The sequence below is a fragment of the Treponema denticola genome (assembly GCF_024181605.1).
GTDB classification, from domain to species: domain Bacteria; phylum Spirochaetota; class Spirochaetia; order Treponematales; family Treponemataceae; genus Treponema_B; species Treponema_B denticola_B.
Map to the genome: position 1 here is coordinate 1161604 of NZ_CP054477.1, position 22522 is coordinate 1184125.

The 22522-nt window shown below is 36.4% G+C and carries 24 protein-coding genes, 4 tRNA genes and 1 pseudogene; 8 read left to right on the top strand and 21 right to left on the bottom strand.

Features of this window, described 5'->3' with window-relative positions:
- Positions 1-70: 70 nt before the first annotated feature.
- The 7 genes from E4N80_RS05265 to E4N80_RS05295 all read left to right on the top strand — a co-directional run bounded on the left by E4N80_RS05265 (position 71) and on the right by E4N80_RS05295 (position 6003).
- Positions 71-143: transfer RNA gene (locus tag E4N80_RS05265), tRNA-Phe, on the top strand.
- 337 nt (positions 144-480) lie between these two features.
- Positions 481-651 (top strand): 4Fe-4S ferredoxin, encoded by a 171-nt coding sequence (fdxA, locus tag E4N80_RS05270; RefSeq protein WP_002670897.1) that lies wholly within the window; start codon positions 481-483, stop codon positions 649-651.
- 50 nt (positions 652-701) lie between these two features.
- On the top strand, positions 702-1118 hold the full coding sequence (locus E4N80_RS05275) for a hypothetical protein (protein ID WP_253700803.1): 417 nt from the start codon (positions 702-704) through the stop codon (positions 1116-1118).
- Positions 1105-2019 carry a LysM peptidoglycan-binding domain-containing M23 family metallopeptidase gene (locus E4N80_RS05280; protein WP_253700805.1) on the top strand — a complete coding sequence of 305 codons (915 nt, stop codon included), beginning with the start codon at positions 1105-1107 and terminating at the stop codon, positions 2017-2019. Before E4N80_RS05275 ends, E4N80_RS05280 begins: the two co-directional genes overlap by 14 nt.
- A gap of 10 nt (positions 2020-2029) precedes the next feature.
- Positions 2030-3094 (top strand): lipid II:glycine glycyltransferase FemX, encoded by a 1065-nt coding sequence (locus tag E4N80_RS05285; protein WP_253700807.1) that lies wholly within the window; start codon positions 2030-2032, stop codon positions 3092-3094.
- 216 nt (positions 3095-3310) lie between these two features.
- The gene (locus E4N80_RS05290) at positions 3311-5851 is read left to right on the top strand and encodes a penicillin-binding protein 1A (protein WP_253700809.1); all 2541 of its coding nucleotides are present in this window, start codon (positions 3311-3313) and stop codon (positions 5849-5851) included.
- A 69-nt stretch (positions 5852-5920) separates the two neighbouring features.
- Positions 5921-6003 (top strand) — tRNA-Leu (locus E4N80_RS05295).
- Positions 6004-6123: 120 nt separating this feature from the next.
- On the opposite strand, the gene E4N80_RS05300 is transcribed toward E4N80_RS05295, so the two are convergent.
- The 15 genes from E4N80_RS05300 to E4N80_RS05370 form a co-directional block, all read right to left on the bottom strand.
- Positions 6124-8049: an AMP-dependent synthetase/ligase gene (locus E4N80_RS05300; protein ID WP_301338731.1), complete on the bottom strand. Its 1926-nt coding sequence runs from the start codon at positions 8047-8049 to the stop codon at positions 6124-6126.
- A gap of 245 nt (positions 8050-8294) precedes the next feature.
- Positions 8295-8368, bottom strand: a tRNA-Pro gene (locus tag E4N80_RS05305).
- A gap of 48 nt (positions 8369-8416) precedes the next feature.
- Positions 8417-8980, bottom strand: coding sequence for a chromate transporter (locus E4N80_RS05310; protein WP_253700811.1), 564 nt, complete (start codon positions 8978-8980; stop codon positions 8417-8419).
- Entirely contained in the window at positions 8980-9567 is a 588-nt protein-coding gene (locus E4N80_RS05315; RefSeq protein ID WP_253700812.1) for a chromate transporter, read from the bottom strand. The genes E4N80_RS05310 and E4N80_RS05315 overlap by 1 nt, the downstream gene beginning before the upstream one ends.
- A 24-nt stretch (positions 9568-9591) precedes the next feature.
- On the bottom strand, positions 9592-9951 hold the full coding sequence (gene rsfS / locus E4N80_RS05320) for a ribosome silencing factor (RefSeq protein WP_253700814.1): 360 nt from the start codon (positions 9949-9951) through the stop codon (positions 9592-9594).
- On the bottom strand, positions 9951-11186 hold the full coding sequence (locus E4N80_RS05325; protein WP_253700815.1) for an LCP family protein: 1236 nt from the start codon (positions 11184-11186) through the stop codon (positions 9951-9953). The genes rsfS and E4N80_RS05325 overlap by 1 nt, the downstream gene beginning before the upstream one ends.
- Positions 11183-12406, bottom strand: coding sequence for a nicotinate-nucleotide adenylyltransferase (locus E4N80_RS05330; protein ID WP_253700817.1), 1224 nt, complete (start codon positions 12404-12406; stop codon positions 11183-11185). The genes E4N80_RS05325 and E4N80_RS05330 overlap by 4 nt, the downstream gene beginning before the upstream one ends.
- Positions 12403-13551: a GTPase ObgE gene (gene obgE, locus E4N80_RS05335; protein ID WP_253700819.1), complete on the bottom strand. Its 1149-nt coding sequence runs from the start codon at positions 13549-13551 to the stop codon at positions 12403-12405. The genes E4N80_RS05330 and obgE overlap by 4 nt, the downstream gene beginning before the upstream one ends.
- Before the next feature lie 76 nt (positions 13552-13627).
- The gene (gene rpmA, locus E4N80_RS05340; RefSeq protein WP_002669471.1) at positions 13628-13879 is read right to left on the bottom strand and encodes a 50S ribosomal protein L27; all 252 of its coding nucleotides are present in this window, start codon (positions 13877-13879) and stop codon (positions 13628-13630) included.
- A 29-nt stretch (positions 13880-13908) separates the two neighbouring features.
- On the bottom strand, positions 13909-14298 hold the full coding sequence (locus tag E4N80_RS05345) for a ribosomal-processing cysteine protease Prp (RefSeq protein WP_253700820.1): 390 nt from the start codon (positions 14296-14298) through the stop codon (positions 13909-13911).
- A gap of 5 nt (positions 14299-14303) precedes the next feature.
- Positions 14304-14615, bottom strand: coding sequence for a 50S ribosomal protein L21 (rplU, locus tag E4N80_RS05350; RefSeq protein WP_002669481.1), 312 nt, complete (start codon positions 14613-14615; stop codon positions 14304-14306).
- 123 nt (positions 14616-14738) lie between these two features.
- The gene (locus E4N80_RS05355) at positions 14739-16076 is read right to left on the bottom strand and encodes an HAD-IIIA family hydrolase (RefSeq protein WP_253700821.1); all 1338 of its coding nucleotides are present in this window, start codon (positions 16074-16076) and stop codon (positions 14739-14741) included.
- 1 nt (position 16077) lies between these two features.
- A complete protein-coding gene (locus tag E4N80_RS05360) occupies positions 16078-16761 on the bottom strand; it encodes a hypothetical protein (RefSeq protein WP_253700823.1) in 684 nt (227 codons plus the stop codon).
- 47 nt (positions 16762-16808) lie between these two features.
- The gene (gene galE, locus E4N80_RS05365) at positions 16809-17828 is read right to left on the bottom strand and encodes a UDP-glucose 4-epimerase GalE (RefSeq protein WP_253700825.1); all 1020 of its coding nucleotides are present in this window, start codon (positions 17826-17828) and stop codon (positions 16809-16811) included.
- A gap of 97 nt (positions 17829-17925) precedes the next feature.
- Entirely contained in the window at positions 17926-18312 is a 387-nt protein-coding gene (locus tag E4N80_RS05370) for a desulfoferrodoxin family protein (protein WP_253700827.1), read from the bottom strand.
- A 124-nt stretch (positions 18313-18436) separates the two neighbouring features.
- On the opposite strand from E4N80_RS05370, the gene E4N80_RS05375 reads away from it, so the two are divergent.
- Positions 18437-18510 (top strand) — tRNA-Val (locus tag E4N80_RS05375).
- 158 nt (positions 18511-18668) lie between these two features.
- Here E4N80_RS05375 and E4N80_RS05380 read toward each other — a convergent pair.
- From E4N80_RS05380 to E4N80_RS05405, 6 genes and pseudogenes are all read right to left on the bottom strand, one after another.
- The gene (locus E4N80_RS05380; RefSeq protein WP_253700829.1) at positions 18669-19334 is read right to left on the bottom strand and encodes an HD domain-containing protein; all 666 of its coding nucleotides are present in this window, start codon (positions 19332-19334) and stop codon (positions 18669-18671) included.
- Positions 19335-19345: 11 nt separating this feature from the next.
- Positions 19346-19636: a DUF2087 domain-containing protein gene (locus tag E4N80_RS05385; RefSeq protein WP_253700830.1), complete on the bottom strand. Its 291-nt coding sequence runs from the start codon at positions 19634-19636 to the stop codon at positions 19346-19348.
- A gap of 14 nt (positions 19637-19650) precedes the next feature.
- Entirely contained in the window at positions 19651-20370 is a 720-nt protein-coding gene (locus E4N80_RS05390) for an HAD family hydrolase (RefSeq protein WP_253700832.1), read from the bottom strand.
- Between the two features lie 19 nt (positions 20371-20389).
- Positions 20390-21181 (bottom strand): class I SAM-dependent methyltransferase, encoded by a 792-nt coding sequence (locus tag E4N80_RS05395; RefSeq protein WP_253700833.1) that lies wholly within the window; start codon positions 21179-21181, stop codon positions 20390-20392.
- 21 nt (positions 21182-21202) lie between these two features.
- Positions 21203-21769, bottom strand: a complete 567-nt coding sequence (locus tag E4N80_RS05400) for a hypothetical protein (RefSeq protein WP_253700835.1) — start codon at positions 21767-21769, stop codon at positions 21203-21205.
- 87 nt (positions 21770-21856) lie between these two features.
- Positions 21857-22497, bottom strand: a pseudogene (locus tag E4N80_RS05405) (transglycosylase domain-containing protein).
- Positions 22498-22522: the final 25 nt, after the last annotated feature.

Genomic DNA, 22522 nt, shown 5'->3' on the forward strand with positions numbered 1-22522 from the left:
AAAAAACTGAAATTTTTCAATGTTTCCTATTGACATAATTTGGAAAAACTGATAATATCGCCTCTGTTACGCCGTTGTAGCTCAGTCGGTAGAGCAAAGGACTGAAAATCCTTGTGTCGACAGTTCGATTCTGTCCGACGGCACTTAAAGGGATATAAGAATGTCTTATATCCCTTTTTTTATTAAAAATTATCATAAATTTTGTCTTTTTTTTACATATTTTAAATAAAAAATTTAAGTTTTTTTTATATAAACCCGATAATGTAATTAACGGTCGGGGTTACAGACGGCATTATTTTGACATCCGGATGCCGTTTTTTCTTAACCGATGATGATACGTTTTGAATCTTATTTCAAGAACGTTTAATTTAGAGATTGGCAAAAGTGCCAATCTCTTTTTTTTATGCTGCTTTTATATTGCCTTTTTTATATGTAAATGTTATAATAAAGATATGGAAATTTATGATAAGGAGTATGCAAATGGCTTATAAAATTTCTAATGAGTGCACGAACTGTGCCGCGTGCGAAAGTGAATGCCCCGTAAACGCTATCAGCGAAGCCGGCGGCAAACACGTAATTGATGCTGATACATGCATCAGCTGTGGTGCTTGTGCAGGCGTTTGCCCTGTTGAAGCAATCTCAGAGGAATAATCCGGCTTAAATAGGCGGGTTAAACCTCAATCACGAGTCCGGAGGGAGTTATGAGTTTTGGAAAAATTATTAAGGGATACGGATCCGTTTTTTTCGGTCTGTTGACCTTTTCGGCTATCGCCGGAGTGTGTATACTTGCAGGTATTGCAGTAGCCTACCCCTTGTGGCTCTTGGCTGTTGCAAATGTAAGTTTGTACACAATAATTTCCATAAGCATCTTTGTATGCGGGATTCTTTACCTATTGGTAAAAAAAGCAATCAAGGCATATAAAAAAAGCCCTCGCGGACTCATCATTTCCATCTTAAAAAAAATAACCGTAATAGGCGGTCTTATCTTATGTATCAAACTGGTTTTGACATTTAATAAAATACCGGCGTTAATTGTTCTTATTTTGATTTTTGTAATCTATGGTTTTTTAGCTTTCGGCATAGACCAATCAAAAAATAACGGTAATGAAGGCTTTTAAATTTCTATTTTCATTATTCTTTTTTTTATCGGGTTCAATTTTAAAAGCCCAGGTCCCCTACCCCCAAATAGAAAAATTAAATATTGACGATTATATCTTTGTACAATACAGCGATGATGTGGCAGAAGCACGTAAAGCCTTGGCCTCGGCTAAAACAGGAAATGAACTGCCTATAAGATTTTATACATACAAGGCGAACAGTGAAGACACCATAATAAAAATCGCAGCCCGCTGCTCTATTCCATACGATGCAATCGTTACATTAAATAGAATTGAGTCCGTTCAAACAGATATTGCAGGACGTATCCTGATTCTTCCGACAATGCCCGCTGTTTATCTTCCCGAAAAAGCCCTTTCAAGCACAGAAAAGCTCACGGAAGCTCTTTTTAAAAAGAATAAAACGGAACCGTTAAAAATAAAAATATACGGCCCGGAAGAAAAACGGGATATCTTTTGTTTTCCGGGAGAAATTTTTGACGGAACGGTAAGAGCCTTTTTCTTTATGCCTTTTTACCGTTTTCCTCTTAAAGATGCGGTTATAACTTCGGGCTTCGGCAAAAGGCAGGACCCATTTACCGGCAAGGCAAGTTATCATCCCGGAATAGACCTTGCAGCTCCCACAGGAAGTCCCGTCATGGCCTGTGCCGCAGGCAGGGTAAAGGAAATATCTTATAATAAAGTTTATGGAAACTATATTATTTTAACCCATACTGATGGAAGAGCCAGCCTATACGGTCATTTGAGCAAGGTCTATGCAAGCTTGAATGAAACCGTAAAATCGGGTACAATTATCGGTGCTGTGGGCTCTACCGGAATGTCTACAGGGCCTCATCTTCATTTTGAAATACATGAACAAGGTATACCGAAAAATCCGGCCAATTTTGTAGACAAAAAAAAATAGGACGTTATGTATGAAAGAAACTAAGTTCTTAACTGATGAATATAAAGACAAATTCGACAAGCTTGTATCTCATCCCATTCAATCATGGGTTTGGGGAGACTTTAAAGAGAGTATGGGTGCCATTCCCGAAAGAATAGGCTTTTTTGAAGACGGAAAATTAAAAAGCGGAATTCAGATTATATTTTCTAAAATACCTAAGACCAATTATACGGTCGGGATAGCCTCAAAAACAGTAATGCCGGAACAAGAACACATTGAAGCCTTAAAAGAGGCGGCTAAAAAACATAGAGCCGTGTTTATAAAGGTAGAACCGGATGTCTTTAGTCCTATACAAAAAGATAACTCTTTAGAAGCAGCTTCTTCGGAAGCATTTTTTTTAGAAGAACCTATTCAAGACAAGAAAAAATTTTTGCTGAAAAACGGAGCAAAAAACGGAAAGCCTTTTTTTGAAAAATATAATTTCCTTTTAAACATAGAAAAAACCGAAGAAGATCTTTTAGCTTCTTTTCATTCCAAAACAAGATACAATATCCGCCTCGCCGAAAAAAAAGGAGTAAGCATAATCGATAAGAGTACCGAAGAAGGCATGGAAGATTATATAAGGCTTATGGGAGAAACTACAAAAAGACAGGGCTTTTTTAATCATAACGGGGAATACTTTAGACGGATGTTCAAAATTTTTCCAACAGATAGCCTTAGAATATTTGAAGCCGTTTATAAAGAAGAAGTCTTAACCGCATGGATTCTTTTTAAATTTAACGGAAAACTTTATTATCCTTATGGAGCGTCAAGCAATAATCATCGTGAATTAATGCCTAATAATCTTATAATGTGGGAAGCGATCAAATACGGAAAAAAGTTAAATTGTTCAATTTTTGACCTTTGGGGCTGCTTAGGCCCTAATCCGGATACGGCGAATTCATGGTACGGTTTTCATAAATTTAAGGCAGGATATAATCCTCAGCTGGTAGAATACATAGGCACATTCGACTTTGTGTATAGGCCTTTTATGTATAAACTTTTTAATATTGCAGATAAAATCAGATGGATTATTTTAAAAAATAAGAAAAGATAGCTTTAAGTTTTTTTATCCTTAGCCGATAAATAAATATCGGCGGATGGTTCCCCTCCCACCCACCGTCCGCCGATAGCCTGATGGGCGGGCCGGTTTTTTAACCGGCTCTTTTTTTACCCCAAACTTTTATAATTAGGTCAGCCTTCTTACTTTGCAGGCAAAACTTACAACCTACCTACTTGTAAAAAACTTAAAATTGTGTTTTTATATATGATTATGAATAAGCTGAGCAAAATAGTATATCTATATCTTATTTTGATTTTTTTAATCCTAGCCGGAGGAGCCTTTGCCCTCGGAAAAATGATGGCAATGACGAAAAACATAAAACAAAGCGAATTATTTGTCGACTTTAATCCGGCCCTGCCGTCAAGAATATTGGATATCAGAGGAGATCTCATCACCGAATTCTCCTTGGACGAAAAGCGAGAACTTATCAATTACGGAGATGTTTCGCCCAACCTGATTGCAGCTCTTTTAGCCCGTGAAGACCGCCTATTCTATGAACATAAGGGTTTTAGAATAAAATCGATTATCAGGGCTATCATAGGACAACTTACAAGAAGGTCATTAGGAGGCGGAAGTACAATTACTCAGCAAATCGCAGGTATTCTTTATTGCGACAGAACCGATAAAAGTGTAAAAAGAAAGGTAAAAGAACTTTGGTGGGCTATCCAGATGGAAAGGCGGCACTCAAAAGACGAGATAATGATGCTCTACCTAAATGAAGCCTACTTTGGGAGCGGAACAAGCGGAGTAAGTGCGGCCTCCCGCCTTTATTTCGGACACTCAGCCTCTGAACTGACACCGGCAGAAGCGGCTATCTTAATCATTCAGCTTTCAAACCCCACAAGATACAATCCCTTTAATCACCCGAACAGGGCAAAGGAAAGACAGGAAAATGTTCTTGAAGGAATGATAAATCTCGGCTTTATATCAAAGGAAGAGGCGACGGAATCTTTTGAAGATTACTGGGCTAACTTTGACTATACCCGAATTGCTCTATCGGCATGGCTTACCCGCGAGGATAAGGCCAGATGGTTTTCGGAATATGTAAGGCGAGAAGTGGCCGACAATATGCTATACGGCACTATGAACCTTTATAAGGATGGATATACCGTACATACGACCTGCGATTTAAGGCATCAAGAAATAGCCGATAGAGAGTTTCAAAAATACATTGCGATAGCCAATGACAGGGTTTCGGCCTCAACCTCCACATCATTCAGCCAGGCGGAACAATACAGTAACCTGACAGCTCTTTTAACCCTTTGCTTTGGAATAGAATCCCTAAGTGTGGGAGAAAAACAGCTCAAAGTAAAAACTAATTCTTATTATCAAAACAAACTGAACAATACCATTGATGTACTTGCCCTAATGTGCGGTATAGACAACCTAAAAACTCTTACCAAACAATCAACAGCCAAAATGCAGGAAGTATTGATGGAAAGAGTGGTAGAAGGAACCTTTATCTCCATCGAAAATGAAACAGGATATATAACATCCCTTATCGGCGGAAGCCAATACAGTGAAAGCAACCAGCTTATAAGGGCAACTCAATCAAAGCTTCAGGTAGGAAGTACAATAAAACCATTGATATATTCTGCGGCCATTGACGAAAAGGTAATTACAGCCGCTACAAGAATGGACGACACTCCTCAAGTTTTTGAATCTGCTGACGGTGTACAATATATTCCGAACAACTATAGCGGAAAATGGAACGGTACTGTTTTGGTATATAAGGCGTTACCTCTTTCGTTAAATATTCCGGCTATAAAAACTCTTGAAATGGTAGGCTTTGATAGAGCCATAGACCGTATTGCAAATCTTATGGGAATCACAGACACTGCTGAAATAAATAAAACCTTTGAAAAGGTCTATCCTTTGGCCCTAGGAATAAGCGCCGTAACCCCTGTCCAGCTTTTAAGAGCCTTTGCAATCTTCGGAAATCAGGGACGAGCTGTAGATCCGATAGCCGTAAGAGCCATCGAAAACCGGGACGGAGTTACAATCATGGATCCGGAACTTGACCTTAGAATTGAGCAAAGAAAACGCGGAGCGGCTATACAGGTTATAAGTCCAAGCAATGCCTTTATTATGACGGAAATTCTAAAAAAGACTATTACTCTGGGAACATTATTCGGTGCTTCTTCAGGCGGCAGTAAATTTGATTATAAGGATGAAAAAACCGGAAAGATATTTAGAATGCCGATGGCAGCAAAATCAGGAACGACACAAAACTGGTCGGACTCATGGGCTGCAATATATTCTCCATACTACTCTGCTATTGCATGGTACGGATTTGATAGAGGCAGCTACTCATTAGGTACCGATAATGCCGGAGCAGCTCTTTCAGGTTATGTAGCGGCAAACTTTATGCGTGAGGTACATAAAAATAAACCCTTTAAAGACTTTGTAAGGCCAGAAAAGGGCGTAATAATGGTTGATGTATGTAAAAAATCGGGAATGCTTCCTTCAGAAAACTGCACGGATGAAACCATCACCCTGCCCTTTTTATACGGAACACAACCTACAGAGATTTGTACGGAACATACAACTGGTATAAAATTAAGGAACATCGGTATAGACAGAATTAAGGACTCAGGAATGGCTCAAGGAGAAGAAGAAATAAAAATAGACACAACGCCCATTGAAATAGATCCTTCAATTTTTATAGATCCTCCGGCAGGCAATGAGGATGTAACCGAAACTGAAAATAAAGAGGAAGATTCAACCGGATCGGGAAATCCATGGATATAAAATAAAATTAGTCTTATATTGATTTGCTATTGACTTTTTTTTGATTATCTGATAAAATCCATCACAGTTGCGGCGGTGGTGGAATGGTAGACACGTCAGCTTGAGGTGCTGATGCCTTAACGGGTGTGCTGGTTCAAGTCCAGTTCGCCGCAAAAAAAAGAACTCAAATATTGAGTTCTTTTTTTTTACATAATTGATTTTTTAACATAAAAACCCTTATAAGATTTTTTCTTATAAGGGCTTTACCAAAACGATGTACAGTTTTTTAACGCTTATTTAAAGAGCTCGTATATTTCGCTGCGATAAAGTTGGTTTATCTTATGGCGCATCATCTCGCCCTTTGCAGATAACTCCCTTCCTGCTTGGAACTCTTCAGGAAGCAGAACAATCTTGTTTATTCTTTCAAAGAGTTTAAAGCCTGTTTTAGAGTTAACCAGCTCTGCAACTTCAGCCTCATACATTTTTTGTACATTGGAATCATGTACAAGCTCTGCAACAGGCACATTCCGTAAGCCGTTATTTGCAGCCCATGATTGGAGGTTTTCTTTATGAACAACTATCAAAGCCCCCAAAGACCTTTGGTCCTGACCCAAGACAACAGCTATTGAAATTAAGGGAGACTCTTGCAGTTTTACTTCAATCGGAACAGGCTCGATGTTTTCGCCGCCCCTTAAAACTATCGTATTTTTTCGGCGTCCTTTAAGAATCAACTCTCCGTCAACCGTCTTTATTGCAAGGTCGCCCGTATCAAACCACCCGTCCTTATCGATAACTTCCGCAGTTCTTTCAGGATCCTTATAATACCCCTTTGTTACTGCATCACCTTTAACAAGAAGCAATCCCTTCCTGTTATGAGATAATTCGTTTCCGTTTTTATCGATAATTTTTGACTCAAAACATGCAAGCGGTTTACCCAGTGTTCCAAACACAGGTTTAGGCATCGGACGAACCGAAATAACGGGAGCAGTCTCGGTAATACCGTAACCTTCCATTACATTTATACGGATAGCCCAGAAAAATTCGTCAACATTGGGCGGCAAGGCTCCTCCGCCTGAAACACCGGCTCTAAAACATTTACCGAATTTCTTGCGAATTGTGCGGTAAATAAGGAGGTCTCCGATATAATACATAGGAGCTATGCACAAAAGAGGAAGAACGGCCAATATTGGATAGAGCACCTTGGTTCTTCGTTGAAAGTGTGGGCATTGACCTGTAACTCTTCGCTTTAAACGCATTGTCTTTACTCCGACTTCAATAAAGAACAAGAAAAGATAGTAAAGAGGACGGCCTCTTTTTTTCATAGCCTTGAAGATACCGTCATAAACAGCCTCCCAAATTCGCGGAACAGAGGGGAAAAGAGTCGGATTTATCTTTAACATATCTGCTAAAAGAACGCTTCCTATCGGCTTTGAATAAGCGATAGTTCCGCCAGAAATTATTATAACATATTCGCAAGCTCTCTCAAAGGAATGCCAAACCGGAAGAACCGAAATTGCTTTTTGGCCGGGTTTAAGGATAATCCTATCGGGAAGCTCCATAAGTTGAGTCATAAAGTTCCTATGGGTCATAGTAACACCTTTAGGATTGCCCGTAGTACCTGATGTAAAGATTATCGAAGCCAAATCATCGGTATCTACATTTTCGGCATATTCTTCAGGCTTAAATTTACCTTCAACTCTAGCCGATTTACCCAAATTAATAATGTCGGCATAGGTATGGAATTTTATTTTTCTTTCTTTTAGATCGAATTCTTCTTCCAGTTTTTTAAAATCAATATTATCAATACTGATTATAGACTCCAGCAGTGGGATTTCTGCCAGATGGGTAAGGACTTTTCGAATTTGAGCTTCATTTTCTAAAACGGCAAATTTACATTCCGAAAAAGAAAGAATATGGGTAATTTCCTGTTCGGTAGCATCGCAGCCTCGCGGAACATCGGCAGCCCCGATATTCATAATACCGAAACTTGCATGAAGCCATTCTTTGCGGTTGTCGGCTATAAGACCTATATGGTCTTTTGGTCTTGCCCCTATAGAAAGCAAACCTGCCGCAAAATCAAGTGCAGTTTCATAAAGCTCCTTGTAAGAAAGACTTTTAAATTCCTTATCTTCTCCCTTAAACATTTGAGCTCTTATGTTGGGATATTTTTCCGAAATCCGTTTTAATAATAACGGTAGTGATTTGTCTAGAGTTCTCATACTGTAAATGCTATCATAAATGCAAGAATATATCAATATATAAAGAAAAAATTAAGAGTATTTTGACTTGAAACAGCAGTTTCTGCAGCATATCCTTCATTTACAGGAAGTTTTAAAGGACCGGAGCCGAAGCAACAGTAAAACTGGTATTCGGATACTAAAAGATAAGAGGCAGTCTAAAAGGCTGCTTTTTTATGGGCAAAAAAAAACTTCGTTTTTAAAAAACGTAAAAAACGAAGTTTTTATCGGGCAACCCGGATTTGAACCGGGGACCCCAAGTCCCCCAGACTTGTACGCTAACCAACTGCGCTATTGCCCGTAACGACAAGTATAGTATAGTAAAATACAAAAAATGTCAATAGGTCTCTTATAAAAACAGAATGCCGAATATTGCTCCGGCTGCGACCAAAACTATAGGATGAAGCTTTTTAAAGAAGATACTTACAAAAAATAGGAGCCAAAAAAATCCGAACTGTTTTATATGTACAATGTCCGTTATTTTACCGCTTTCTTTAAAAACAGATAAATTTAAAATGGAAATATTTATTACCTGCCAACAGGCTACAGTAATCATGCCGACAGCACCTGCCCTTAAACCGTAAAAACTTTTTTTTACCAAGGGTTTTTCTTGAAATGATGAAGCAAAACGGGCTATCAAAACTATAACTACCAGTGACGGAAGAACAATGCCGGTAGTTAAAACTATACTTCCTAAAACACCGTAAAGTTCATAGCCGATATAGGTTGCCATATTAATCCCCATCGGTCCCGGCGTAGATTCCGAAATAGCAACCATTGCAAAAAAATCTTCGGAACTTATGAGCCCGCGGGGAATCAGTTCTTGCTGCATGAGGGTAATAGCAACAAGACCTCCGCCTATAGTACAAAACCCTATGTACATAAACAAAAAAAACAAACCAATCAAACTCATTAGAATTCTTCTCCCTTATTCTTTTTTAAAAGCCGACTTGATTTGATTGTTTGAAAAAACCAGCCTAAAAAGGCCGAGCCTATTACTATCCAGACACCCTGCACCTTAAAAGCAAACATTAGAACAAATGAAAGGGCTGCTATTAAAAATGTACATAGATCGAAAACCGTTTTTTTCCCAAAAGAAAAAACCGCTTTTACCAATAACACGGAAACCGCAACATTTATTCCCTTTAAGGCTTTTTGAACCCAGGCTAATTCGTTAAAATTTGAAACAAAGGCGGCTATGAGGCTAATGATTATAAGGGAAGGAAAAACAATTCCGGATGTGGAAAAAACAGAACCTATCACCCCTGCCCTTTTGTATCCGACAAAGGTGGCAACATTTACCGCTATAACGCCGGGTGTACTCTGTCCTATAGCAAAATAATCTAAAATCTCATCCTCGGTAAGCCAGCCCTTCGAATCAACCAAATCTCTTTTTAAGATGGGCAGCATGGCAAGACCGCCTCCGAATGTTACAAGCCCTATCTTAAAAAAACTTGCAAAAAGCGAGGCATAGGTTTTAAAACGATTTGCTTTGTTCATTTTTACATCTTCTTATCGTAAAGATTAGTCTTCAAGAATATTTTTTGAATCAAACCAAATTTTTTCAAGGCTGTAAAAATTACGGGCAGTTTCGCTCATAAGATGTACAACAATACCTCCCAAATCTATAAGCCTCCACTCATCGCCGTCAGGAGATTTACGCTTGGTATGATATTCTTCCAGATTGTGTTCAGGTAAAAATTCGTACACTCTTTTTTCCAAACCGCCTGAATGAGCAGAGCTTGTTACGGTGCAAATTATAAAAAAATCCGTCCAAATGTTTTTATCCCGCAAATCCAAGACAACAACATTTTCACCCTTAAAATCGCGCAATAATTTTCCAAGCTCCAAGGCCGGAGTATAAAAGTCAAAATTTTCTATCATTAGTTTTTATCCTTATCATCATTATCTTTTTTATCCTCTTTTTTCTCGACAACAAAAAAGCCGTTAAAATCCGAACCCAAAATCAGAGTAAAGTCAACATTGGTTTCACTTCCGTATTCTCCTTCGGCCGGAAGCTGCGTAGTTTGAATATTTTTACATCTTATAACCTTTGCAACAATACCAGCTACTGAAGGGTTTCCGATTCTATCTATCAAAACCGTTTCAGCCACAGGATTTTCAGAGTTGCCTATACTGACAACATCATAGGCAAAGCTTTGATAAAGTTCGGAAGTACTTTTTGCAAGGCCTTGTACATTTGTTCCGTTTAAAATTTCCAAGGCGTAGACCCGCTCAAGAGCGGAAGAATCATCGGAAGCCAATACTGCAATTGTTTGGCGGATAATTTCTTTTATCTGCTGCCCCTCCCGAAACGGAGTTAAAAGACGCTTGTCTTCAATAATCCGAACAGCTCCTGTAAGCCTCTGCGGAACCAAACGTTCGGAATCCATCTTGCTTATGGATTCAAGCAAATTTTTTAAATCGGAACCGGCAACATTCGATTGAAAATTACCGCTCAAAACCGAAAACCTTTCCTTAGAAAAAATCTCAGGAGAATTATCGCTTATAGCCCTAAAAAGAGCCAGAACAGCCTTTTGTTTTCGTGCAGCAGCTTCCCCCTCGGCATCCAAGTCATCCTCATAAACAAGAAAATCCCTTATTTTATCTCCATCAAGAGAAACGGAACCGGACGGCAAAAGAACATGCGTATTATCGTTCTCTATATCTACCGGAGAAGGAATAAATACGGAAAGGCCTCCGAGCATATCGGTAAGCATAGAAAAGTTTTCAAGATTGCATGTAAGATAAAATGGCACGGAAATACCTGCAAGTTTTTCTATTTCGGCCTTAAAACTCGATATACCCTTTTCGGTGTAGACGGCTCCTATTGCATCGGTGCGGTTTAAGGATTGAATAATCAAACCTATATTTGCCGGTACATCGAACATAGCAGCCCTTTTCGTTTCGGGATAGTAGGCCAGTATACTTATCGAAATCGGAACACCCTTGTCTTCAACCACCAAAAGAACTTTTAAAATCTTATCGGAGGAAAGATAATCTTGAACGGTATCTCTTTGCATTTTTATAAGAACTAAAACAAAGGAGGTAATTAAAACGATAAGAATTACTAAGAGGAATAGAATATTTTTTCCGGTATCCATAAGTTTTATTTTCATTTTTTAAGCTCCTTTTGTATTTGCTCATACATTTTTTTTGTTTCGGGATGAACACTTGCTCCTTTTTTTTTGATATAGGCAAGGTTCCAATCCAAGACCGCAATCATCAACTCATTAAGAGAAGAAGACTTTACCATATTCCTAAAGTTTTCGGTATCGGGACGGCCCGGTTCTATCTTATCGGCTATATAAATAATCTTTCCCAATGCATCTATCCCTTCATAGCCGAAGGTGTGAAAGGCCGCAGCTTTTAATACGGACTCATCATTGATGCCGAATTTTTTTTGTAAAACTATGGCAGCAGCCCTTCCGTGCAAAAGATTTAAGCGGGTATTTTCGACATTGTCAATTCCAAGCCCGTCAGTTTCTACAAGTTTTACCAGCTCCTCATCGGAACATTTTTTACAGATATCATGAGCAAGGCCTGTAAAATATGCAAGAGCAGGCGATACGCCTTCCTCTTTATACTCTTTTGCAAGATGACTGGCATATTCCGCAACACGCACGGAATGAGCATAGCGTGATTCGGTTAAAACGCTTTTTGCAAAATGATCTATTTCTTGTATTTTTATTTCAATATCGGAGGGAGCCGTTAAATCCGAAACACCTAAAGCTGAAACGTTTTTCTCTTTATAAAGCCCCTGCTCTATAATATAATCGTAAATTTTCTTGGGAACAAGGGAAGAAAAATCTTTATTTTGCAAAACCGCATCTCTTATTTGGGTTGACGAAATATTTAAGATTTCATTTTTAAGCTCCTTGACGGAAGCCTTTGTCTGTTCGATATTTAAGAGATCAAAAGAGCCTTTAAGGCCTGTTCTTTTCCCGATAATTATGTCGGTCTTCTTTATAATTTCTTCCGCATCCTTCCAGCGGAAAAAATTTTCTTTTAAATCGTCCCCGATAATTAGGCCTATTTTTCCTTCGATATCGGGAAATTTTTGATAAAGATAATTTATCGTATCGATCGTATAAGAAATGCCCTGCCTTTCAATCTCGTAGACTTCGCAGTACATGTAGGGTTTATCGGCAATAGCAAGGTCTATCATCTTAAGTCTATCTTCAACTTCCGTATCCTTACAAAAAATTTTAAAAGGAGAAATATAGGCCGGAACAATAGCAATCTTATCATAGGCTAATTCTTTATAAGAGTGAAAAGCTAAATTTAAATGCCCCAGATGTATGGGATTAAAAGAACCGCCTAAGATTGCCAATCTCATTTTTTAGGTTTCCTTTTACGGCTTAAGCTGACCGTTGCCCCAAAGTGTTCGTCATCATTTTTTTCTTCATAAGAAACATCATCGAGCTCTGCCGTCATAAAATTTTTATTTTGGCTGTATGGGTCAAGACTTTCTTTTTGCGGTTTTGTTTTTTGCATTTCATCGGCCAAGGAGATAAATGCTTTTTTTACCTCTCCCAAGCCCCATTCATTGTAAAGCGAAATACCTAAAATTTCCTGATCGGGGATTGCATTTTTAAGCTCAGTAAATCTTTCTTTTGTATCTGGTAAATCCAATTTTGTGGCAATTATAATTCTTTTCTTTTGAGCCAATTCTTTTGAATAGCTTTCCAGTTCTTTACAAAGAATATCGTATGCCCTTAAATAGTTATCGTCTGAAAGGTCTATTAAAAAGGCGAGACCTGCAGAACGGGCTATATGCTTTAAAAATCTTATGCCGAGTCCTATACCCTCTGAAGCCCCTTCAAGGATTCCCGGTATGTCGGCAATGATTACATCTCTTTCTTCGTCTACACGCAAAACTCCGAGGTTCGGAATTTTGGTGGTAAATGGATAGGGAGCGATTTTAGGCCTTGCATTTGTAAAATAGTCGAGAAGAGAAGATTTTCCTGCGTTGGGAAAACCGACCAAACCTATATCGGCTATTATGTTAAGCTCGACGATTATTTCTCTTGTTTCCCCTTCTTGTCCGGGAAGGGCTGTTTTAGGAGCCTGATTTGTGGAGGTCTTAAAATGACAGTTTCCCCAACCGCCGTTTCCGCCTTTGAGAAAAACAAAGCGGCCTTCTTCAGCATCTCCAAAATCCAAAATAGTTTTTCCCGTGTCAGGGTCTTTTATAACACAGCCGGGAGGAAGAGGTATTATGCAGTCATCGCCTTTTTTACCGAAACGTTGAGAGCCTTCCCCTCCTCCGCCGTTTTTTGCCTTGTACACTCTTTTATGTCTCAAATGAACCAGAGTTCTCATGTTGCGGCGTATTTCAAAGATAAGGTCTCCGCCTCGGCCGCCGTCCCCTCCTGAGGGGCCTCCCATGGGAACATACTTTTCCCGCCTAAAGGCAATGCATCCGTTGCCGCCCTTTCCTGAGGAAACTCTTATTTTAGATTCATCTGCAAATTTTACCATAATTAATCTTTTTTCCTACAAAAAAAGCCGGCAAAAACCGGCTTTCAGATTTATACATTTTAAGCTCGAAGGCAAATTATTTTGCTTCGATAGATGCGAGTTTTCTACCCTTTCTTTCATGGTAGGTAACTACACCGTCAGCTTTTGCAAATAATGTATAGTCTTTTCCGCAGCCTACATTGTTACCCGGATGGATTGAAGTACCTCTCTGGCGAACCAAAATTGAACCGGCCGATACCTCTGTTCCGCCGTAAACTTTAACACCCAAATATTTAGGATTGGAATCTCTTCCGTTTTTTGCACCGCTGCCGCCCTTTTTACGTGCCATAATAATCCTCCAAAAAAATTATCAAAATCTTACTCTATCTGTAAATCCAAACAATCGGGATATTCGGCCTCAATGGCCATTAAACCTATTGTTAAAAATTCCAGTAAATACTGCAATCTGGGCTTATCTTCCTCCGAAAAAGCTGTTATCTTTGCCGAAAGATATCCCGGATTATCAGCCCGTATCTCGGCCTTTAAGCTTGAACTCTCTTTTTGAGCCGAGCTTAAGCTTAAAACGGCCGTTTTAAGCAAAATGGTAACGGCGGCACAAACTATATTGCCGCCTTTTTCCGGCTTGCCGTCATTATCACCAAAATCAGCGTGGCTGCCACGCAGAGCGTGACCGCCGTCGGCGTGGCCTGACGACTCAAAGGCCGAAAAACAGTTTTCAGCATTTGAAAGAAGCCGAATTTTTACCACTTGTCTTATCCGACAATATTGTCAACAGTAATACAGGTATGAGCCTGTCTATGTCCTTGGGTTCTGTGGTAGTTCTTTTTAGCTTTATGCTTGTAAACAATAATCTTTCTTTCTCGGAAAGAATCGCCTACGGTTGCAGAAACCTTAGCGCCGCTTACATAGGGAGTTCCTACAGTAACCTTATCTCCATCGCTGATCAAAAGAACGGTGTCGATGTCGATTTTGCTTCCGCTTTCTGCAGAAAGCTTATCAACTACGAGCTTTGCTCCTTTTTCAGCCTTATACTGTTTGCCTTTATACTCAATAAGTGCGTACATCTTAATACCTCATAAAAAAAACTTTTGCCGGCATATTAACGGGTTTATACCGGACAAATTTAAACACTAGTGACGAAGTATAGCAAAAAACCGCATAAAATGTCAATAGGCTTGATAAATAATTCATATTAAAGAATAATCATACATAACTTCAGAATGGTTATTCCTAATCAGTTTTTTTTCTATAACACGGCCTGTAATTTTTTCGGCGGTAATCTTATAAATTTCAGAAATACAAAAATATTTATCGTTTTCTTTAATAAAACGGCGATTTTCCTCTAAAAGCCGATAATCCCAAGCAATATCCTTGTCGCTTCTCAACTCAGCAAAAAGCTGTTCATTTTCGCACCAAATCAACAATTGAAAAGTTTGCTCGGTATTATTTTTGCATCTAAAATCAATATAGTTATAATCTATGGAAGTCCCTGAACTCAAAATTTTATGTTTACCTTCCTCCGGAGCTAATGAATCCGAATGAAAATGGACTTCAATAACATCGAGAGGACTATGTAAAACCAGCTGATGTATCGTGTTTGCAAGATTACAAAGCCCTCCCCCAAGTCCGGGAACCAACTTATTATTTACGATAATTCTACCTTTTTTAAATCCTTTTCTTTTTGAAGGCTTTCCTAATATATGCCAAAAAGAAAAAACTTCACCGGAGTTTATCAATAATCCGTTAATTTTCTTTGCTGAAATATCAATATTTACGGCCTTATTTTGCTGTAAAACAATATCTATGTCTTTTCCTCGTTTAATTAGCTTAGAGCTATACTGAGATACCATTACAGGCAGAATATCAATAATTTTATCCTTCGCAAAAGGTATTTTAGAAAAAAAATCGGCAAAATACCGTTTGAGTCTTTCTTTAAAAACCGAAATTTTATAAAAAAACGGATTTATTTCACAAAAAAGCCTTCGTTTTTTAGCAGTTTTAATCTCTATATTTGTAATTCTATCATGATATTTTCCGGAAAATTTGTACAAAATCAAAATAATTTTTTCGATATACCGCGTCAATCCAATCCATTTTTCCGATTTTAACCTTATAAATTTAACTAAAATACTTGGAATATTACTTTTATTTGCACCTAAGATATCCTTAAAAATTTGATCGCCAATGACTATTGTTTCGTTATCTTTTGTATCGAGTATCTTCAAAGCCTCATAAAAAGGAGCTGTATCGGGTTTTCCGGCTTCGCAAATATAAGGACAGTCAATATCCTTGACAAATTTTTCAAGCCTTTCTTTAGAATTATCCGAAACAAAAATTACTTTAAAGCCTATTGTTTTTAAAGTGTAAAATAAGGTTTTAACTTCATTAGAAGCTTCATCTCCATGATGAACAAGGGTATTATCAATATCGAATATAAGGGCCTTATAGCCAAAACTAAAAAGTTTTTCATAATCTATGCAAAAAACGTTTTTTATATATGCGTGAGGAAAAAGATTTTTTAACATTTTATCCTTCTTTATCAATATAGGAATACACTCTTTCAATCTGCTGAGAAAAACCTAAGCCGAATTTATTTGCAAAAAAAGCGTTACCAATCGTAAATCCCCAAGGGGAATACTTTATCAGCTCATCAAGTTTCTCGAAACTATCGATACTTCCGGCAACACAAATATTTGTTTTTAGTTTTTGTAAGATATTCCCAATAAATTCATCAGAAGTATTTTTATGCCGATATCCAAGAAAATTTACTCCATAAACACCTTTGTCAATGTACTTATTTGATTCTTCTATCAGATCATCAGAAGAGCCATCCAATATAGACGGACGATTATATACCTTGCCGATATAAGGCATGTATTTTATCTTGTTTTTTTTACAAATTTCATTTATGGAATCATAATATTTTGTTCCGATTAAAATATCGCAATTAGAGGCTGCCGCATTTTTTGCAGATTCCAGCCCTTCTTCTTCCGAATATGTAACCGATTCAAGAACAGCGATTTTACCGTATTGATGAAACAGGGAAAATATGTGTTTTATCTTGGCAGCCGATAGCGGAGCTTCTTTTATTCCCCAATATTTAACTCCCAAATGCTTACACTCATTAAATAAGTCATAAGCATTATAGACTGTAAGGTCATTTTGTGTAAGCATTACTATCAAATTGGGAGTAGATTTTCTATTTTGCATATTAATTTTACATAATATACAATATTTCTATATTAAGCAACCTATTATTACACAAAGCCCTCGGGGTGTTTTTTATACCAAGCCCAGCCGTCTTTGCACATTTCTTCAAGGTTGTATTTTGCCTTCCAGTTAAGCTCTTTGTTGGCCTTGTCGGGATTTGCACAGGAACGCGGAACATCTCCTGCACGGCGTGCAGCCGGTTTTACGGGAAGATCGATACCGGAGGCTTTTTTAAAGGCGTTTACTATGTCTAAAACCGAATAACCGATTCCTGTTCCGAGGTTATATACATCAAAGCCCTTAAAACCTGAGGCTATTTTTTCCAGGGCGGCAGTATGTCCCGATGCAAGATCCAAAATGTGGATATAGTCGCGGATACAGGTGCCGTCAGGCGTGTCATAGTCGTTTCCGAAGACGTTTAGATGAGGCAGTTTCCCTAAGGCTACTTGAGCGATATATGGGAAAAGGTTATTGGGAATACCGGAAGGCAGTTCCCCTATATCGGCACTTTTATGGGCTCCTATGGGATTAAAATAACGCAAGGCAATAATACTCAAATCCTTATCTGAAAAGGCCGTATCCTTTAAAATTTCTTCGGACATAAGCTTGGTTCTTCCATAAGGATTTGCAGCAGAAATAGGAGAATTTTCAGGAATGGGGACAACCTTTGCATCGCCGTAGACTGTGGCCGAAGAGCTGAAAATAAAGTTTTTCACCTTGTGCTCTTGCATGGCAAGCAAAAGATTGACAAGCCCGGAAATATTGTTTTCATAGTATTTTAAGGGCTTTTCTACGGACTCCCCTACGGCCTTATATGCGGCAAGGTGAATTACTGCATCAATAGAGGCACTTTTAAAAAAGTTAAAGAGCTTTTCCTTGTCCTTTATATCTATCTGTACAAGCTCCAATTTTTTAGAGCATATTTTTTCCAATACGGGAATTATTTTAGGTGAAGAATTAGAAAAATTATCCAAAACAATGGGCTCATATCCTTTTTCGCATAAATCTGCAACGATGTGGGAACCTATAAATCCGGCTCCTCCTGTAACCAATACTCTTTTAATCAAAATTAACCCCTAAAAATTAAACTTACACACTCAAACACAAATAAGGCCTTCTAAAAATAAACCTTTACTTTTAGAAGGCCGACAAAAAATTTAAACCTTATTTGCCTGACCAAACGCCGTGAAGATTACAGAATTCGTAAGCTTCAATGACCTTATCATCTGAAGTTAAGGAAAATTCAACTTCTGGAGCACCTGTAACGGGTAACTCCTTAAATTGAAGGCCTTTTTCCGTCTTGAGGCATACCCAAGCTATATGATGCTCTTCAGTCATAGGATGGGCAACGGAGCCTACTTTGACCTTTACAGTGTTTCCGTTTACTTCGATTACAGGCACATGTTTTTCTTTTGCAGCATCAACACTTCCGATTTTAACGGGCGAAAGTTCTTCTCCGCAGCATGAAACCTTAGAATCAGGGCAGCAGTCAAGGCCGATAATAGTTCCTTTTTTCTCTTTACATAAAAAAAAGCTTATTTCTTTGTTCATTAGTTATACTCCTAAAATTTATGAATTTACAGAATAAAATCTGCAATACACATAATATAACAAAAAAAGGGCTTGACGTAAAGTCAAAAATACGATATTATCTGACTATATTTGAAGAATTTAAGGGCAATTAGCTCAGTTGGTTAGAGTACAAGCATGACACGCTTGGGGTCACTGGTTCGATTCCAGTATTGCCCAATTTTGTAAGTCTATATCTAGTATAGAGTTGTAGGTTTTCAATCCCCTTGGAGACTTCACTTTCTTTTCTCTTTTTGATGGACTGTCGCATAAATCATTATAAACTTTAGCAGTCGGTTTGAATTACAATTATTATTAAGCCTATTTTTTAATAAAGCTTACATATCTTTTAAATCCCATTCATTTAAAAATTCCAAAATAAAGTCTTTCATATACGATTCTCTTTTTTCTGCAATTTTTTTTGCTGTACTGGTATTCATCAAATCTTTAAGATAAAATAGTTTTTCATAAAAATGGTTAATTGTAGTCGATACATGATTTTGATATTCCTCTTTTCCCATACCCATACGGGGCCGGAAAGACGGATCATAGATTGGTCTATTACGGCTTCCGCCATAAGCAAATGCCCTTGCTATCCCTATCGCACCTAAAGCATCTAATCTATCTGCATCTTGAACGCACATCCCTTCAATTGAAGACGGTTTATTCGAATCTTTACCGATGTACGAAATTTCTGCAATAATAGAAACAATAGTTTTACATAGAGCATCGCTTATTTTTTTAGATTTCATGAATAAAACAGCTCTATCTTTATTTGCAGTTGTGTGTGGCGAAAGTTTGCGGTCATCTACATCATGTAATAAGGCAGCCAATTGAACAATAAAAATATCAGCATTTTCTTTTTCTGCAAGATAACTTGCCGTACGGAACACTCTCATTGTATGAAAAAAATCATGACCGCTAAAATCTTCTTTAAATATTTTTTCTACATATTTTTCCGCATCTTGAATGATTTTTACTTTAAATTTTTCTTCATCAGTCATAATAATATCTTTTAAATTATAATTTTATTGGTATTAACCCAATATTCTTTACAATCCGGTGTACGTTCCAATAAAAATTTATCAAAAAGTTCACGTCTCAATAGAGCATGGTCATTGAAAGTGTGCCAAGTTTTTAAGACTGCATTCACTTCAATTTCAGAATATTTTTTATCAGGATCGAATTTCCCTTGTAAATATTTTAAGACATTTATTTTATCATAAGTTTTCTTGGGCCACCTGACAATACGGCCGTTTTTATCAAGAAATTGTGAAATTTGTTCTTTTAAAATCGGTAAATTCATAAAACTATTTTTATTTAATTATCAATAATTTCCATAAAATTATTTATATAAAAATCGGCTTGATGTTGTTTATACTTTTTATCTTTATCGTATAAACAGGTTTTTAATCCTACAGCTTTTGCACCTATAACATCGACTTTTTCATTATCGCCCACCATAAGCGTTTCCGAAATTTTTGCATCCAGCGGCATCAGAGCTCGCAAAAAAATAGAAGAATGAGGCTTCATATAGGTATTTTCATAACTGAAGGTATAATTATCAATAAATATATCAAGCCCTTCTCTCTTAAAAATTTCAAGATATATTTCTTTGGGGTACATAATGTTTGAAACAACACCGATTTTACACTTCTTTTCTTTTAAAAATTTAAGGCAATCAATCACTCCTTCATTCGGATGAGCATAATTATAAAAATCAAGATAATCTTTTTTCAATATTTCAATAATTTCCTTATAAGAAACATGTATACCCAACTCTCCAAATTTTAAAAACAAGGCTTCACAAATACGGTATTCCAGTCTTTTAATTTTACGCTCTTTTTCAACATAGTCATACCAAGGTAAAATAACTTCTTTGTCTATTTTATCGGCAATAGACTGTCCATAGATACCAGAGATATGACTAGTCATGCGTTTATGGCCGGTTTTAAGTATTTCACTTTCATTCCATTTTGGATTATGGAATTCCAATAAGGTAGAACCCATATCAAAAAGATAAGATGTATATTGCTTCATATTTAACACCTAAATTAATTTAGTTTTCTTTTTTGCATATATATAATAAATGACTTGAAGAACCGAGCAGCTCTCGCTTTTCACATGTTGCTAAGTGATATTTAACAAATAACTCAAAGTCTGCATCCGACATTTTAAAATCAGTTCTTCTTTCTGCCGTTTCTAAAATATTATCTACAGCTGCCGTAGTTAAATATTTTGTATTGTGTGATTCAAAAAGCCGTTCAAATTCCACGATATCATAACCTGTAAATAACTGATCTTCAAAATGTTTCACTTTATAATTATCATCAAAGTTCATCTCGATACCTGCTGCAAGAGTTTCTCTCAGGTAATTATTATTCATAATGGCATATACTGAAAGAAAAGCCGTTAAAATTATTCCGCCTTTTTTGGTAACTCGAATTGCTTCATCTAAGGCTTTATGAACTTCTTTTTTATCATATAAATGATACATAGGGCCGAACAACAATGTAATATCAAATTGATTATCTTCAAATCTATCAAGATTTAATGCATCTCCCTGATAAGAAATAATATTTTCAATGCCGACGCTGTTGTTTTTCAGCACTTCAAGATTACTCTCTACTAATTCAACAGCTGTGACATTATATCCTTCTTTTGCCAAGGCAATGGAGTATCTACCCGTACCGGCACCAATCTCTAATATCTTCGCTCCGGTTTTTGCATACCGATGAATATAGTTCATTGTAGTGATATACTCCAACTGCCCCTGACGGCTTCTGTTTAGCCTGCTGTCTTCATCGATATCATCATAAAACGACCTTAGTATTTCTATTCTTTTACTCATAATTAGTTTCTCCCAACCCTTTTATTCATATATATTACATCTAAAATAATTGTCTTCAATTTTTATTATATCAACAATTTTTTCATATTCAAAGGCTTTTTTAAATTCATTATATATTTCTTTATTTTCAAATATATCCCCAGATGAATTATATAAAATATCCAAGTTATTATTTTTATCATAAATTATAACACTATAATTATCTAAAAACCCTGGATCCCATATAATTCCTACATAATTATCAAATATTCTTATATTTTCATTTTTTATATTATTAGCGATATATCTATCAAGTTCTTTTTTATATTTTGCAAATTCTATTTTTAAAGCAATTTTTTCAGATATCTGATTTTTTATTATTATAAAACTAAACAAACTGGAAAATAGAATCGGCAGTAAAAAAAATAATTTTCCAATTTTTTTTGTTTTTATAATATTTGTTATTGTAAATAAAACATTTAGAAGTATAATCATAATAGACAAACTAATGTATATAAGCACTCCAATAACACTTAAACTTCTAACTAGGTAAAAAGAAAATATAGATAAAAACATTAGAGCTATATTTGATACTATTATAAATATCATTTTGTATTTTAACCTCCAGGACTATCTGTCTAATATTATTTTAAATTGTAATAAGGCTTACCCCTGTTATCGGGTTTGAAAATTTTGTTATTCATTTATATAGTTAGAAATCTCATTAAATTTTTCTTTTATAAGCCTTTTATTTCCGGTTTCTATATTATACCTAGTTGGATTTGTTGTCATTAATATTAATTCTATGAATTCTTCATTACTTAAACAATTATAATCTTTATCAAAATAACATTTTGATGCATCAGCAAGCCCTATTATTCCATTTCCAAAATAGGCATTTGAAATCACATAATTATAGCAATCTTTATACTCAATATTTTTTTCAATATTTCTCATAGTTCCAAAAATTATAATTCTCCAATCCATTGTTGTAATTTTTTTATTTCTTTCATCATTCTTCAAAAAATAAAATGTTGCCATTATATATGCCATTTTATTTTTTGAAGAAGCAAAATCCATAATTAAGGGAAGTTTTTTAAATTTCGGATTTTTATTATTCGTGTAAATATAACTCATAATTTCTATTTGCTTTTCAGTTAGTTCAACTGTAGTTTCATTCTTTATATTTTCATACTTTATTTTTATGCCTTTCTTATTAATATATATATTCAAAAAAATATATAAGAATAAACAACAGAATAGCATAAATAAAAGTAAAGAAAGAAATATTTTTATAACTAAAGATCTTATATTTTTTTACTTACTGCTAATTCCATTTTGCTCCAACACCACTCCACACTA